The following is a 14,387-nucleotide window of genomic DNA, read 5'->3' as shown; positions in this document are numbered from 1 at the left end:
ACCCTCATGACCACGACCAGCATCGTGACCGGCGGCCGGCAGACGCGCCGCTTCGCCCCGGTCGGCCAGCGTCGACACCACGGCGACCGACGCCACCTCGGCTACACCGTCGTCGGCGTCATCATCCTCGCGATCATGCTCTTCCCCGTCTACTGGATGGTGAACGCGTCCCTGCAACCCTCCGGAAACACGCTCACGGGGGACTTCTTCCCGGTGAACCCGAGCTTCGCCGGGTACGAGAAGGCGATCGCCGACCAGGGCGGGCACCTCGTGACGAGCCTCGTCATCTCGCTCGGTACCGTCGTCCTGTCGCTCGCGATCGCTGCCCCGGCGGCCTACGCCCTCGCACAGTTCCGGTTCCGCTGGATCAGCATCGCGCTCCTCGTGATCCTGATCGCCCAGATGATCCCGGGCATCGTGATCGCGAACGCCCTCTACTCGGCGTACAACGACCTCGGCCTGCTCAACTCGATCCCCGGGCTGATCCTCGCCGACGCCTCGCACGCCATCCCGTTCGCGATCCTCATCCTGCGGGCGTCGATGCAGACCATCCCGCCGTCGATCGTGGAGGCGGCACGGGTCGACGGCGCGGGGCACGTGCGGGCCTTCGTCTCGATCGTCCTCCCGGTGAGCCGCAACGTGCTCATCACCGCCGGCCTGTTCGCCTTCCTCTTCTCCTGGAGCGACTTCCTGTTCGCCCTGACGCTGACGACGACGGAGGACGTCCGGCCAGTGACGCTGGGCATCTACCAGTACCTCGGCTCGCAGGTCTCGAACTGGAGCGCGGTGATGGCGACCGCCGTCCTCTCGTCCCTGCCCGCGATCCTGCTGCTCGTCATCGCCCAGCGGTTCATCGCCGCGGGTGCGACGGGCGGTGCCGTGAAATGACCGACGACCACTCCGACACCCTCTCCGACCACGCAACGCATCCTCGAAGGAGCACCACCATGTCCGACAGCAGCACCCCCATCCGCGTCCTCGTCTGGGGCGAGAACCGCCACGAGCAGATCGAGGAGAAGGTCCGCGCCATCTACCCGGACGGCATGCACACGACCATCAAGGAGGGCATCGAAGAGCACCTCGGCGCCGAGGCCGTGGTGACCACGACCACGCTCGACGAACCGGAGCACGGGCTCACCGAGGAGGTGCTCGCCGCGACCGACGTGCTCGTCTGGTGGGGCCACGCGGCTCACGGTGAGGTCGCCGACGAGGTCGTCGAGCGCGTGCACCAGCACGTGCTCGCCGGTATGGGCCTGCTCGTGCTGCACTCCGGCCACTGGTCGAAGATCTTCGGCAAGCTCATGGGGACCTCGTGCACGCTCCGGTGGCGGTCGGAGGAGGACCGCGAGATCGTCTGGACCGTCGACCCCACCCACCCGATCGCCCAGGGGATCCCGCACCCGTTCATCATCCCGGCGCAGGAGATGTACGGCGAGTTCTTCGACGTCCCCGCGCCCGACGAGCTCGTCTTCCTCTCGACCTTCACCGGTGGCGAGGTCTTCCGTTCCGGCATGACCTACAAGCGCGGCTTCGGCAAGATCTTCTTCTTCTCCCCCGGCGACCAGGACTACCCGGTCTACCACCACGAGCACGTCCGTCGCGTCCTCGCGAACGGCGTCCGTTGGGCGCAGACGCTGCGTCCGGAACGCGCGGTGCCGGTCCTGCTTCGGTACGAGACCGAGGACTTCTACAACGGCCGCGGGTACGAAGGGGCGCTCGCGCGATGAGTGCTCCTGTCGACGGTGGCTTCGCGACGCTCGCGGACGCCACCAGGAGGCCGGTCCGGCTCGTGCTCGTCGGTGCGGGCGGGATGGGACGGGCCTGGTTGCGGACGATCCTCGCGAACCCGGACACGGAACTCGTGGGCGTCGTCGACCTCGACACGGCCCTCGCCGAGTCGGCGGTGACCGAGGCCGGGCTCCGGGTGGGCCCCGAGGGTGTCGTCGTCGGCACCAGCGTGTCGGTCGTCGCCGAGGCGACGGGGGCGGACGCGGTCGTCAACGTCACCGTGCCCGCCGCGCACCACCCGGTGAACACCGAGGCGCTCTTCGCCGGGTTGCCGGTGCTCTGCGAGAAGCCGATCGCACCGACGGTGGCGCAGGCCCTCTCGTTGGCGGCGACGGCCGAGGCCAGCGGGCAATTGCTCATGACGAGCCAGTCGCGTCGCTACTACGCATCGATCGCCGCCTTCCGGGAGCAGGTCGCCACGCTCGGTCGGCTCGGATCCGCGACGACCGAGTTCTTCAAGGCACCGCACTTCGGCGGCTTCCGCGAGGAGATGGCGCACGTGCTGCTCGTCGACATGGCGATCCATGCCTTCGACGCCGCCCGCTACGTCCTCGGCAGCGACCCGATCGCCGTGTACTGCGAGGAGTACAACCCGGGGTGGAGCTGGTTCTCCGCCGACGCCGCCGCGACCGCGATCTTCGAGTTCGCCGGCGGAGTCCGGTACACCTACAGCGGCAGCTGGTGTGCGGACGGCGTGGAGACCTCGTGGAACGGCAGCTGGCGGGTGAACGGCGAGCACGGTACGGCCGTCTGGGACGGCGACTCCGCTCCGCAGCGGCAGCTCGCGCCGCAGGGCGGATCTCCGTCGGCGGTCGAGACCGCTGAGCTCGAGCCGGACGTACCGGAGGAGATCGCGGGCTCGCTCGTCGAGTTCGTCGATGCCCTGCGCACGGGGCGTGTCCCGTCGGGTGAGGTGCACGCCAACGTGCTGAGCCTCGCGATGGTGGAGGCCGCCGTGCGGTCCGCCGAGTCCGGCGAGCGCGTGGTCATCGCGGACGTGCTCGCCCAGGCGCACACGCGGGCGATCGAGGCCGAGCCGCGCGCCGACGTCCGGGCCGCGCTCGTCGCCTCCCGCTGAGGTGAGGCGGATCGTCGCCCGCGCACCCCGCGAGCGACGATCCGCCTCACCTCACCAGGTGCCGTCGAGGAGGTCGCGGGTCACGACCAGGTTGAGCACCCGCCAGAGGCCGGAGTGGCCCGGCGTCTGGCCCGGCCGGTTCGGCCACCCCTCGACGCGTGCGACACGGACGAAACCGACCTCGTGCCACACGGGGTCCGTCTTCCGGAAGCGGTGCGGCTGCCAGGCGACCGGACGCTCAGGCAGACTGCCCGACGCCGGCTCGCGCTTCGCCCCCAGCGTCGCCAGGGTCTCCGGCCCGGGGACCTGCTCACCCACCCAGTCGAGGACGTCGAGCTCGGGTGAGTCGCCGTATCGGGACCGATGGATGCCGGCGACCCGGAACAGGGCGGTCCGTCCGTTGGGAGCCGTGAACGCGAGGACGTCGCCCGGCGTCAGGTCGTCCTCCACGTGGCGCCACGATCGACGGAGGCGCTTCGGGGCGGGCTGCGGGCCGAGGAGCTTCTCGCGGAGACGGTCGAGGGCCGCGGTCCGCCTCGCGACCTCCCCCGGGCCTGCTTCAGCCCACAGCTCGAGGTCGGCACCGCGATCGATCGCCGCGAGCGCCCGCGTCCGCACGTCGGGATCGAGCCGGCCGACCTCGCTCTGCGCGGCCGCGAGCGGGATCCAGAGCTCGCCGTCCTCGCGCTCCACCAGGTGGGCGAACGACGCGATGGTCCGTCGCGTCGCCTCGTCGTCCGGCACGCGGTCCTGCACGTACTCGCGGTACTCGGTGCGAATGTCCGACGCCGTGTCGTTCGAGAAGATCGCCGTTCCCCATGCACCCATCCCGGCATCCTGCCAGACCCCTCGCGTCAGCGGCCAGGTGAGGCCCATACGATGGATCCAGCCCGACTCCGAGACGAAGGACGCTGCATGCCATCCCGCCCCACCAAGCTGATCCCGCCGACCTTCTCCCGCACCCCCTCACTCGACGCCGAGGCGGTCGAGTTGAGCGTCGCGATCGAACTCCCCGAGGGCGTCGAGGCGATCGGCCTGGCCGTCGCCCCCGCAGCCGACGGTGCCGGCGACGACATCCCCGCGGCGCTCGGACTCGACCGTGCGGCCCTGACCCGCGCCGGCTTCACCGGCGAGATCGGCCAGACGCTGGTCATCCCCAGCCAGGACGCCCCGACGTACATCGCGGTCGGCGTCGGTGCCCCCGAGAAGCGCACCCCGTCAGCCCTCCGCGACATCGCTGCTGCCTTCGCCCGTGCGGCATCCTCCTTCGCGAGCATCGGCCTCGACGTGGCGCGCTCGTTCGACCTCGACCCGGCCTCCGCCGGCCAGCTCGTCGTCGAGGGCGCGCTCCTCGCCCGGTACCGCTACACCGAGCTGAAGCGGGAGACCAAGCGCACCCCGCTCGTCGCGCTCCACCTCGTCGCCGGTGCTGAAGACCTCCCGGAGACCGCGACCGGCGCGCACCGCGGTGAGGTCCTCGCCCGCGCGGCGAACCTCGCCCGCGACCTCGCGAACACGCCGCCCGGACATCTCACGGCAACCGACCTCGCCGAGGTGGCCGAGACGCTCGGTGCCGCCAACGGGCTCGACGTCGAGGTCTTCGACAAGGACGCGCTCATCGAGCTCGGTCTCGGCGGCCTGCTCGGGGTCAACGCCGGCAGCGTCGAGGAACCGCGCATGATCAAGCTCCGGTACACGCCGAAGGACGACGACGGCTCGCCGATCGAGGCCGCAGGACACCTCGCGCTCGTCGGCAAGGGCATCATGTACGACTCGGGTGGCATCTCGCTCAAGCCGTCCGACCCGTCCCACGCGGCGATGAAGATGGACATGGCGGGCGCCGGAGCGATCCTGTCCGCCATGACGGCGCTGGAGGAGTTGCACTGCACGAGCAGCGTCACGGCGTTCCTCATGTGCACGGACAACATGCCCTCGGGCTCGGCCACGATGCTCGGCGACGTGCTGACGTTCCGCAACGGCACCACCGTGGAGATCAAGAACACCGACGCCGAGGGTCGCCTCGTCCTCGCCGACGGCCTGAGCCTCGCCGTCGAGGAGGAGCCCGACGCGATCGTCGACATCGCGACGCTGACCGGTGCCGCGATCATGGCGCTCGGCACGAAGACGGCGGCCGTGCACGGGACCGACCAGGGCATCGTCGACCAGACGCTCGCGTCATCGAAGGCCACCGACGAGCAGCTGTGGCAGTTGCCGCTCGAACGCAGCTACCGGAAGCAGCTCGACTCGGACGTCGCGGATCTCGCCAACATCGGCGGCCGGTTCGCCGGTTCCACGCTCGCCGCCCTGTTCCTCGCGGAGTTCGTCGGCGACATCCCGTGGGCGCACCTCGACATCGCCGGCACCATGCTCGTGGAGTCGGACGAGTCCTGGCGGTCGAAGGGCGCGACCGGGTACGGCACGCGCCTCCTCATCGACCTGGCGCTCAACTTCCGCGCCTGACGCAGGACGCGGCGTCGGTGCCCGGTCCCTGAGCCTGTCGACGGGCGGCGACCGGACCGTCGTTCCCCGCGAGCACTTCGACAGGCTCAGTGACCGGATCAGCCCATCCACAACCCGGTCACTGAGCCGCAACCCGGTCACTGGGCCGCAACCCGGTCACTGGGCCGCAACCCGGTCACTGAGCCGCAACCCGGTCACTGAGCCTGTCGAAGTGTCGAAGGCCACACTGTGACAACCTCCGTTGCCGTTCCGGCAAGAATCACGTGTTCGCAGCCGGTGTCACGGCAGGCTGATGCCATGACCTCCGAGCACGAGCCCGCCATCACCGATCCCGCCGCCTTCTGGGAGCACCGCTACAGCAGCCGCGGCCAGGTGTGGAGCGGCAAGCCGAACGCCGCACTCGAGCGCGAGGTGGGCGGGTTGGTGCCCGGCACCGCGCTCGAGCTCGGCAGCGGGGAGGGTGCCGACGCCGTGTGGCTCGCCCGGCAGGGCTGGTCCGTGACCGCCGTCGACATCTCCCCGAGCGCGCTCGCCCTCGGAGCGTCGACCGCGAGCGAGGCGGGGGTCGCGGATCGCGTCACCTGGGTGCAGGCCGACCTCGTCGAGTGGGAACCGTCGGCGTCGTTCGATCTCGTCACCGCGACGTTCCTGCACTCCCCCGTCGAGTTTCCCCGGGAGGCGGTCCTGCACCGTGCGGCGTCGGCGGTCGCTCCCGGCGGCACGCTGCTCATCGTCGGCCACGCCGGCCCGCCGCCCTGGGCGACCGAGCACATCGCGCACGCGCACTTCCCGACGCCCGACGAGGTCCACGCCTCGCTGGAGCTTGCGTCGTCCGAGTGGGAGGTCGTCACCGCGAGCCTCGTCGCGCGCGCCGCGATCGGGCCCGACGGCGAGCCCGCCGAGCTCGACGACAGCGTCCTCGTCCTCCGTCGCCGTCCCTAACTCAGGAGCCTCCCGGCGTGTCGCGCCACCTGGCCGGCGCGTCGCGCCCGACACGCCGCAGCGATCCTGAGTTGGGGACACAACAACACCTGCCGCGCACCCCGGGCCGACGGCCTTCCACCCGTCCCTAACTCAGGAGTGTCCCGGCGCGTCGCGGCGCGCGGCCGGCGTGTCGCAGGCGACACGCCGCGGCAGTCCTGAGTTACGAACCGAGGTCGACGGATCAGCGGGTCGGAGGCGCACCCACGGAGCCGCGCTCGATGAGCGTCTGGGCGAGCACCAACTCCTCCGCGTCGGCCCCCGCCCCACCGATCCGGACGATCAGCCGGCGCGCGGATTCGGCACCGAGTTCGTAGATCGGCTGCGACACGACGGTGATCGGCGGCGTGGTGAGGCTCGTCCAGTCTGCGTCGTCGAATGCGATGAGCGACACGTCGTCGGGGATCGCGAGGCCGAGTTCGCGGATGGTCCGGAAGACCGCGGAACCGACCAGGCTGTCGGAGGCGATGATCGCGGTCACGGGGTCCCGGTCGCCGAGGACCTTCCGGGTGATGACGTCGATCCCCTCCGCGCGCGCATTGAGGTGGACGGACGCCGCCGGGTCCTCGACGCCGGCCTCGCGGAGGGCACCCGTGAACCCGTCGATGCGATCGCCGACCGAGGAGGAGCCGACATCGTCCCCTGAGGCATACGGCTCCCCGTGGCCGAGGGTCGAGATGAACGCGATCCGACGGTGTCCGGCGGCGAGGAGGTGCCGGGTTGCCGCGGCCGCCCCGGAGGCGTTGTCGGCGACGACCGTGTCGGCCTCCATACCGGCCGCACGACGGTCGAGGAGCACCACGGGACGCCCCTCGGCGAGCGCCGTTTGTAAACTTCTCGTTTCGATCGAGGAGGCCGGCGTGACGATGAACCCGTCCACGCGCTTGTCGAGGAGGAGCTCGATCGCGGCCGTCTCAGCGTCGACCTCCTCGTCGGAATTGGCGAGGATGAGGTCGAATCCGGCTGCTTGCGCGACGTCGGAGATCCCCCGGGTCGCACGGGCGAAGAAGGGGTTCTCGATGTCGCCGATGACCACCCCGATGGTGTTCGACTTCCCCGTGTTCATGCTCTTCGCGAGGGCGTTCGGGCGGTAACCGAGGCGTTCCGCGGCGGCCTGCACACGGTCCCGCACATCCTCGCTCACGGCCCCGTAGTCGCCGAGCGCGCGGGCCGCAGTGGCCTTCGACACCCGTGCGGCCTTCGCGACGTCCGACACCGTCGCCTCGCGTCTGCCGGTACCCGGATCCGTTGCCATGTGCCCTCCGATGGGGTCTGTTGCGTCGTTGACGTTGTCCGAGAACCAGGGTACTGTCCTGGACAACCTGTTGAGACCGGTCTCAACCTACGACATTGAGACCGGTCTCACCAGCAGAACGACAGCAATGGAGCTGACGGCGTCCACAAGACACGAGCCGACGGTTCCCTCCACGCACCACGAACTCCTCCCCACGATTGGACTCGCCGTGACGAATCGCTTCACCCTCCGCAGGACGGCCCTCCTCGCCGTCGCTGCGGCGACCGCCCTCATCCTCTCCGCGTGCTCCGGTGGTGCCGGAACCGCGAGCAGCACCGAGGACAACCCGTACGGACTCATCACCCCCGGACAGATCCGCGTCGCCAGCCTCGGCGACTCGAAGCCATACACCTTCACCGACGCCGACGGAACGTTCACCGGCTTCGACGTCGAACTCTTCACCGACGTCGCGAAGCGGATCGGGATCGACGACGTCGTGTTCACCGGTCAGGACTTCTCCGGTCTGCTCTCCGCCGTCGCGAACGGTCAGTTCGACGTCGGCGTCGCGGCCATCGGCATCACCAAGGAGCGCGAGCAGACGGTCGACTTCTCCGACGGCTACCTCGCCGGGTACCTCACGGTCATGGCGGCGAAGGACTCCGGTATCACCGACGCGGACAGCCTCGCCGGCAAGCGCCTCGGCGTCGTCCAGGGCACCCTCCAAGAGGCCTACGCGGTCAAGCACTTCACCGACACCGAACTCGTGCGCTTCCCCGACAACAACTCGGCGATCTCGGCCGTCAACAGCGGCAGCATCGACGCCCACTTCCTCGACTACGAGGCGGCGAAGGAGTACGCGGCCCAGTACGGGCTCGTGAACGCCATCGACATCCCGTCCTTCGACGCACCGGCCGGGTTCGCGATCGCGAAGGACAAGCCCGAATTCAAGAAGGCCCTCGACAAGGCCCTCGCCGAGGCGATGGAGGACGGCACCTGGAAGAAGCTCTACCAGAAGTGGTTCCCGGGCTCTCCGATGCCCGAGCAGTACCTCCCGAAGGCGGAGCAGACCTCCAGCCCCAGCCCGACCTCGTCGACCGAGTAGTCCCCGTCTCGTGGTGCGGGCCGAGCACCGGCCCGCACCACACCATCCCACCCCTCAGGAGCAGACAGCATGGACTGGCTCGACAGCATCATCAAGACCTTCTTCGACTTCGACGCGATGTGGCAGGTGTTCCCGCAGCTACTCGGCGTGGGACTCGTCAACACCCTCGTCATCTCGATCGCCGCCACGGTGATCGGGGTCATCCTCGGCATGATCATCGCCATCATGGGCATCTCGCCCTCACGCTGGCTCCGAGTACCCGCGCGGATCTACACCGACGTGTTCCGCGGCCTGCCGGCGATCCTCACCATCCTCCTCATCGGCCAAGGCTTCGCCCGCTTCAGCCAGCAGCTGTTCGGCCCCTCGCCCTATCCGCTGGGCATCCTCGCGCTCAGCCTCATCGCCTCCGCCTACATCGGCGAGATCTTCCGCGCCGGCATCCAGAGCGTCGACCGCGGCCAGCTCGAGGCCTGCCGGGCACTCGGCATGAGCTACGGCAAGGCGATGCGACTCGTCGTGGTGCCGCAGGGCATCCGCCGGGTCCTCCCCGCGCTCGTGAACCAGTTCATCGCCATCGTGAAGGACTCGAGCCTCGTCTACTTCCTCGGGCTCCTCGTCAGTGAGCGCGAGCTGTTCCGGGTCGGTCAGGACGCCGCCGTCCTCACCGGCAACCTCTCCCCGCTCGTCATGGCGGGGCTGTTCTACCTCGTCATCACCGTGCCCCTCACCCACCTCGTCAACTTCTTCGACAACCGCTTCCGCACCGGTCGCCGCAAGGCCACCCCGCCGAAGAGCGGCCTCGACGAGCTCGACGAGGTGCAGCCACCCCTGCCAGCCACCACCGGGAGCAACACATGACCTACACCTCTCCCCTGCCCGTCACCGACGGACACTTCTACCGCGGCTCGAGCCTGGAGCTCCGCGACGTCTCGATGGCGTACGGCGACATCGAGGTCATCCGCGAGGTGAGCATCGACGTCGAGCCCGGCACGACGACCTGCATCATCGGGCCGTCCGGCTCGGGCAAGTCGACACTGCTCCGCGGGGTGAACCGCCTGCACGAGCCCACCTCCGGCGACGTCCTCCTCGCCGGTGAGAGCGCCCTGAAGATGAAGCCGGAACGGCTCCGGACGCGGGTCGGCCTCGTCTTCCAGCACTTCAACCTGTTCCCCGACCACACCGCGCTCGAGAACGTGGCCCTCGCACTCCGCAACGTGAAGGGCATGTCGAAGAGCGAGTCACTCCAAGTCGCAGCAGCGCGCCTCGACGACGTCGGACTCGGTGAACGATCGGACCACCGGCCGCGCGACCTCTCGGGAGGCCAGCAGCAGCGGGTCGCGATCGCCAGGGCCCTCGCGATGGAGCCCGAGGTCATGCTGTTCGACGAGGCGACCAGCGCGCTCGACCCCGAACTCGTGAAGGGCGTCCTCAACCTCATGGCCGGGCTCGCGCAGCGCGGCATGACGATGCTCGTCGTCACCCACGAGATGGGCTTCGCCCGCAAGGTCGCCGACCAGGTCGTGTTCATGGACGAGGGCCGCGTGGTCGAGGCGGGGACCCCGTCGCAGCTGTTCGACGCCCCGCAGAGCCCCCGCCTGCAGCGCTTCCTCTCCGAGGTCCTCTGATGGCGGCGCGCGTCTCCGGCACGATCAGGACGGGCGTCATCGGCTTCGGCACCTCCGGCGCGGTGTTCCACGCGCCGTTCCTCGCCGCGGATCCCGACTACTCGCTCGACCTCGTCGTGACCTCCGACCCGGATCGACGGGCCGAGGCGCTCGGGCGGTACCCGGGCGTCAAGGTCGTGTCGACCGCCGAGGAGCTCCTCGCCCGAGCCGACGAGCTCGACCTCGTGGTCATCGGCTCGCCGTCCGGCACGCACGCCGCGCTCGCGACAGCCTCCCTGGACGCCGGCCTGCACGTCGTGGTCGACAAGCCGTTCGCCGTCACCGCGGCCGAGGGCCGCACGATCGTCGATCGTGCTGCAGCCGCCGACCGCCTCGTCACGGTCTTCCAGAACCGCCGCTGGGACGGCGACTTCCTGACCGTGCGGCGGCTGCTCGACGAGGGCATGCTCGGGCACGTCCATCGCTTCGAGTCACGCTTCGAGTGGTGGAAGCCCGATCCGCCCGCATCGTGGAAGACGGCCGCGACCTCAGCGGAGGGCGGCGGCATCCTCTACGACCTCGGCACGCATGTGATCGATCAGGCCATCCAACTGTTCGGCGAGGTCGAGGACGTCCAGGCTGAACTCGGTGTCGTCCGGCCCGGAGCGGTCGCGGACGACGACGCCTTCGTGGCGCTCCGTCACCGTTCGGGGGTCCGGTCGCACCTCTGGATGGGGTCGCTCGTCGCCCAGGCCGGCCCACGGTTCCGCGTCCTCGGATCCTCCGGTGCCTACACCTCGTGGGGACTCGACGGCCAGGAGCCCGCACTGAAGGCCGGTGCTGATCCACGTGACGACGGATTCGGTCGGCGTGACCCGTCCGGTTGGGGCGCGATCGGGGTCGACGGTGCAACAGAGCCCGTCCCCATGGCCGACGGCGACTACGCCGCCTTCACCCGCCTCCTCGCGACCGCCCTCCACGACGGCGGTCCTCCACCGGTCGATCCGGCCGACGCGATCGCCGTCCTCGAGATCATCGAGGCCGTCCACGCGGCCGCAGCACCTCACCAGCGCAGCACTCCAGAACAGAAAGAGCAGACAGCATGAGCAGCACCACCCAGACCAGCCGACGCGTCGTCGTGATCGGCGGCGGCATCCTTGGAACGTCCAGCGCCGTCGCCCTCGCCCGCCGAGGTGCCGACGTGACCCTCGTGACCGACCGCTCCCTCGCCAGCGGCGCCTCGGGACGATCGCTCGCCTGGCTGAACTCCGCGGCCCAGCGGTCGAGCGAGTACCACGCGCTCCGTGTCCTCGGGATCGACCGCTGGCGGACCTTCGCCGCGCAGATCCCGAGCGCGGAGTTCCTCCGCTTCGACGGCGGACTGATGTGGGCACCGGAGGGCGAGTCCTACGCGGAGACCTTCGCCTACGAGCGCGGCATCGGCTACGACGCCCGGTGGCTGGCTCCGGAGGAGGTCGCCTCGGTCACGCCGGGAGTCGATCCGGCCGCCGTGGCTGCGGAGGGCGCGATCTTCAATCCGGGCGAGGGCTGGGTCGAGCTGCCGTCCGTGATCGAGGTGCTGTCCCGCGAGTTCGTCGCCCGCGGCGGACGGATCGTGACGGACGCCGGCGCCGAGATCGCCTCGTCCGGCGGACGTGCCGTGGGTGCGGTGCTCGCGAACGGCGACCGCATCGAGGCCGACGCCGTCCTGTTGGCCACGGGTCCCGACGTCCCGGCCCAGCTCGCCGCACTCGGCATCACGATCGGCGACCAGAGCCCGGCCGCATTCGTCGCGTTCACGAAGCCCGTCGCAGCCGAGCTCGTCGCCGTCCTCAACACGCCGAGGGTGGCCGTCCGTCGCACCAGGGAGGGCGGCTTCGCGCTGGACTCCGCGTGGTCGGAAGAGGAGATCGAGGTCCGCGACGACGGTTCGCTGCACATCTCGGACTCGACCGTGGAGCGGCTGTTGGCCGAGGGATCGCGGGTGCTCGCCGGCAACCCGAGCCTCGAACTCGACCACATCGGGGCCGGCTACAAGCCGATCCCCGGAGACGGCGAGCCGGTCTTCGGCGCGGCCCCGCAGCTGCCGGGGCTCTTCACGGCCTTCAGCCACAGCGGTGCGACACTCGGGCTCATCGCCGGTGAACTCCTCGCGGACGAGATCATCGACGGCGAACCCTCGCCGCTGCTCGCGACCTTCCGGCCCGAGCGGTACGCGGAGTCCCCCGTCCCCGCGTAGGCCCGGCCGGTTCACAACTCAGGACGGCCCCGGCGGGTCACATCGGCCACCCGGTGTGTCCGGCGGGACGCGCCGCACCGGTCCTGAGTTGTGAACCCCTGCCGTCCCCAACTCAGGAGTCGTCCGGTGCGTCGCAAGCGCTCCCGCTCGACGCACAGCAGCACTCCTGAGAACGGAACGGGAAGGACCACGACAGAACGCCCGCCGCACTCCTCGAGTGCGGCGGGCGTTCGGCGTTGCGGGGTGCGACTAGTCGGTGCCGGAGTCGAACGCGGCACCCTCGGAAGCGAGATCGGTCGCGCGCTCGAGGGCGTCGGCGGTCGGGTCGAGGAGTTCGCCGCCCAGGATCTCCTGCGCTTCACCCTGCTCGAGCTTGCCGACGAGGTCGGCGGTCGCGCCGCCGACGATGCCGGCCGCTGCGTACTGCTCGAGCCGCGAGCGCGAGTCCGCGATGTCGAGGTTGCGCATGGTGAGCTGACCGATGCGGTCGTCGGGACCGAACGCCGCATCGCCGACGCGCTCCATCGAGAGCTTGTCGGGGTGGTAGCTGAGGCCGGGGCCCGAGGTGTCGAGGATCGTGTAGTCGTCGCCGCGGCGCAGACGGATGGAGACCTCGCCGGAGACGGCGGAGCCGACCCAGCGCTGGATGGACTCGCGCAGCATGAGCGACTGCGGGTCGAGCCAGCGGCCCTCGTACATGAGGCGGCCGAGTCGGCGGCCCTCGTTGTGGTAGTTGGCGACCGTGTCCTCGTTGTGGATCGCGTTGAGCAGACGCTCGTACGCGATGTGGAGGAGCGCCATGCCGGGGGCCTCGTAGATGCCGCGGCTCTTCGCCTCGATGATGCGGTTCTCGATCTGGTCGCTCATGCCGAGGCCGTGACGACCACCGATGGCGTTGGCCTCGAGGACCAGCGCGACCGCGTCGGCGTACTCGACGCCGTTGAGCGCGACCGGGCGACCGGCCTCGAAGGTGACGGTGACGACCTCGGAGGCGATCGCGACGTCTTCACGCCAGAACGGCACGCCCATGATCGGCTCGACGAGTTCCATGCCGGAGCTGAGCTCTTCGAGGCGCTTGGCCTCGTGGGTGGCGCCCCAGATGTTGGCGTCGGTGCTGTACGCCTTCTCGGTGGAGTCGCGGTACGGGAAGTCGCGGGCGACGAGCCACTCGCTCATCTCCTTGCGGCCACCGAGCTCGTTGACGAAGTCGACGTCGAGCCACGGCTTGTAGATGCGCAGGCGCGGGTTGGCGAGCAGACCGTAGCGGTAGAACCGCTCGATGTCGTTGCCCTTGTAGGTGGAACCGTCGCCCCAGATGTCGACGCCGTCCTCCTTCATCGCGCGGACGAGCATGGTGCCCGTCACCGCGCGGCCGAGCGGCGTGGTGTTGAAGTACGTCTTGCCGGCGTTGCGGATGTGGAACGCACCGCACTGCAGCGCGACGAGCCCCTCTTCCACGAGCGCGGACTTCGCGTCGACGAGGCGCGCGATCTCGGCGCCGTACTCCTTCGCGCGATCGGGGACGGCACCGATGTTCGGTTCGTCGGCCTGGCCGATGTCGGCGGTGTAGGTGCACGGGACGGCACCCTTCTCGCGCATCCAGGCGACGGCGACGGAGGTGTCGAGACCTCCGGAGAAGGCGATGCCGACGCGCTCGCCGACGGGGAGGCTGCTCAAGACTTTAGACACGCCTGCGATTCTACGGGTTCGCGGGGTGCGGAGCACGTCACCGCCGGTACCGCCGAACGCCCGCCGGGGGACGGCGGGCGTTCAGGCGGCATCGACGGTGACGCTGCTGTGAACCGGACGGATCGGACCAGGTCCACCCGGGCGCTGTTCGGGTCTCGCGCCGTGGGCTTCACGGGTGCATCGGGATGACGATTCGTCGACTCCAGAGTGAT

Annotated in this window: 13 protein-coding genes; 10 read left to right on the top strand and 3 right to left on the bottom strand. The window is 70.0% G+C overall.

The window, feature by feature from the left end; all coding sequences use genetic code 11:
- The first annotated feature begins 6 nt into the window (after positions 1 to 6).
- From ACLIME_RS14965 to ACLIME_RS14955, 3 genes are read left to right on the top strand one after another with little or no spacing between them, the layout of a single operon-like run.
- Positions 7 to 888, top strand: a complete 882-nt coding sequence (locus ACLIME_RS14965) for a carbohydrate ABC transporter permease (RefSeq protein WP_411557397.1) — start codon at positions 7 to 9, stop codon at positions 886 to 888.
- 59 nt (positions 889 to 947) lie between these two features.
- Positions 948 to 1,727, top strand: coding sequence for a ThuA domain-containing protein (locus ACLIME_RS14960; protein WP_159876781.1), 780 nt, complete (start codon positions 948 to 950; stop codon positions 1,725 to 1,727).
- Positions 1,724 to 2,866: a Gfo/Idh/MocA family protein gene (locus tag ACLIME_RS14955; RefSeq protein ID WP_411557396.1), complete on the top strand. Its 1,143-nt coding sequence runs from the start codon at positions 1,724 to 1,726 to the stop codon at positions 2,864 to 2,866. Before ACLIME_RS14960 ends, ACLIME_RS14955 begins: the two co-directional genes overlap by 4 nt.
- Positions 2,867 to 2,917: 51 nt before the next feature.
- Here ACLIME_RS14955 and ACLIME_RS14950 read toward each other — a convergent pair whose 3' ends face one another.
- On the bottom strand, positions 2,918 to 3,694 hold the full coding sequence (locus ACLIME_RS14950; RefSeq protein ID WP_411557395.1) for a hypothetical protein: 777 nt from the start codon (positions 3,692 to 3,694) through the stop codon (positions 2,918 to 2,920).
- An 87-nt stretch (positions 3,695 to 3,781) separates the two neighbouring features.
- Between ACLIME_RS14950 and ACLIME_RS14945 the strand changes: the two genes are divergently transcribed.
- Together ACLIME_RS14945 and ACLIME_RS14940 are read left to right on the top strand one after the other, a co-directional pair.
- Entirely contained in the window at positions 3,782 to 5,326 is a 1,545-nt protein-coding gene (locus ACLIME_RS14945) for a leucyl aminopeptidase (RefSeq protein WP_124767962.1), read from the top strand.
- A gap of 297 nt (positions 5,327 to 5,623) precedes the next feature.
- Positions 5,624 to 6,268, top strand: a complete 645-nt coding sequence (locus ACLIME_RS14940) for an SAM-dependent methyltransferase (RefSeq protein WP_411557394.1) — start codon at positions 5,624 to 5,626, stop codon at positions 6,266 to 6,268.
- A gap of 223 nt (positions 6,269 to 6,491) precedes the next feature.
- Here the strand turns inward: ACLIME_RS14940 and ACLIME_RS14935 are convergent, their stop codons facing one another.
- Positions 6,492 to 7,562 carry a LacI family DNA-binding transcriptional regulator gene (locus tag ACLIME_RS14935; protein WP_411557393.1) on the bottom strand — a complete coding sequence of 357 codons (1,071 nt, stop codon included), beginning with the start codon at positions 7,560 to 7,562 and terminating at the stop codon, positions 6,492 to 6,494.
- Between the two features lie 208 nt (positions 7,563 to 7,770).
- On the opposite strand from ACLIME_RS14935, the gene ACLIME_RS14930 reads away from it, so the two are divergent.
- The 5 genes from ACLIME_RS14930 (at position 7,771) to ACLIME_RS14910 (ending at position 12,486) form a co-directional block, all read left to right on the top strand.
- A complete protein-coding gene (locus tag ACLIME_RS14930) occupies positions 7,771 to 8,643 on the top strand; it encodes an ABC transporter substrate-binding protein (RefSeq protein WP_071261542.1) in 873 nt (290 codons plus the stop codon).
- A 69-nt stretch (positions 8,644 to 8,712) separates the two neighbouring features.
- Positions 8,713 to 9,501 (top strand): amino acid ABC transporter permease, encoded by a 789-nt coding sequence (locus tag ACLIME_RS14925; RefSeq protein WP_079704476.1) that lies wholly within the window; start codon positions 8,713 to 8,715, stop codon positions 9,499 to 9,501.
- Positions 9,498 to 10,268: an amino acid ABC transporter ATP-binding protein gene (locus tag ACLIME_RS14920; RefSeq protein WP_411557392.1), complete on the top strand. Its 771-nt coding sequence runs from the start codon at positions 9,498 to 9,500 to the stop codon at positions 10,266 to 10,268. Before ACLIME_RS14925 ends, ACLIME_RS14920 begins: the two co-directional genes overlap by 4 nt.
- Positions 10,268 to 11,353 (top strand): Gfo/Idh/MocA family oxidoreductase, encoded by a 1,086-nt coding sequence (locus ACLIME_RS14915; protein ID WP_411557391.1) that lies wholly within the window; start codon positions 10,268 to 10,270, stop codon positions 11,351 to 11,353. Before ACLIME_RS14920 ends, ACLIME_RS14915 begins: the two co-directional genes overlap by 1 nt.
- On the top strand, positions 11,350 to 12,486 hold the full coding sequence (locus tag ACLIME_RS14910) for an NAD(P)/FAD-dependent oxidoreductase (protein ID WP_411557390.1): 1,137 nt from the start codon (positions 11,350 to 11,352) through the stop codon (positions 12,484 to 12,486). The genes ACLIME_RS14915 and ACLIME_RS14910 overlap by 4 nt, the downstream gene beginning before the upstream one ends.
- Positions 12,487 to 12,735: 249 nt before the next feature.
- Here ACLIME_RS14910 and argG read toward each other — a convergent pair whose 3' ends face one another.
- A complete protein-coding gene (gene argG / locus ACLIME_RS14905) occupies positions 12,736 to 14,175 on the bottom strand; it encodes an argininosuccinate synthase (RefSeq protein ID WP_071261487.1) in 1,440 nt (479 codons plus the stop codon).
- Positions 14,176 to 14,387 lie beyond the last annotated feature (212 nt).

The organism is Plantibacter sp. MPB07 (assembly GCF_046619465.1).
In the GTDB taxonomy this organism is placed as follows: Bacteria; Actinomycetota; Actinomycetes; order Actinomycetales; family Microbacteriaceae; genus Plantibacter; species Plantibacter auratus.
Note: the sequence above shows the minus strand (reverse complement) of the source record. Positions and strands in the feature narration are given on the sequence as shown.

Coding starts and splice junctions, on each gene's coding strand:
- ACLIME_RS14965 (WP_411557397.1), top strand. CDS start 7: ATGACCACGACCAGCATCGTGACCGGCGGCCGGCAGACGCGCCGCTTC.
- ACLIME_RS14960 (WP_159876781.1), top strand. CDS start 948: ATGTCCGACAGCAGCACCCCCATCCGCGTCCTCGTCTGGGGCGAGAAC.
- ACLIME_RS14955 (WP_411557396.1), top strand. CDS start 1,724: ATGAGTGCTCCTGTCGACGGTGGCTTCGCGACGCTCGCGGACGCCACC.
- ACLIME_RS14950 (WP_411557395.1), bottom strand. CDS start 3,694: ATGGGTGCATGGGGAACGGCGATCTTCTCGAACGACACGGCGTCGGAC.
- ACLIME_RS14945 (WP_124767962.1), top strand. CDS start 3,782: ATGCCATCCCGCCCCACCAAGCTGATCCCGCCGACCTTCTCCCGCACC.
- ACLIME_RS14940 (WP_411557394.1), top strand. CDS start 5,624: ATGACCTCCGAGCACGAGCCCGCCATCACCGATCCCGCCGCCTTCTGG.
- ACLIME_RS14935 (WP_411557393.1), bottom strand. CDS start 7,562: ATGGCAACGGATCCGGGTACCGGCAGACGCGAGGCGACGGTGTCGGAC.
- ACLIME_RS14925 (WP_079704476.1), top strand. CDS start 8,713: ATGGACTGGCTCGACAGCATCATCAAGACCTTCTTCGACTTCGACGCG.
- ACLIME_RS14920 (WP_411557392.1), top strand. CDS start 9,498: ATGACCTACACCTCTCCCCTGCCCGTCACCGACGGACACTTCTACCGC.
- ACLIME_RS14915 (WP_411557391.1), top strand. CDS start 10,268: ATGGCGGCGCGCGTCTCCGGCACGATCAGGACGGGCGTCATCGGCTTC.
- ACLIME_RS14910 (WP_411557390.1), top strand. CDS start 11,350: ATGAGCAGCACCACCCAGACCAGCCGACGCGTCGTCGTGATCGGCGGC.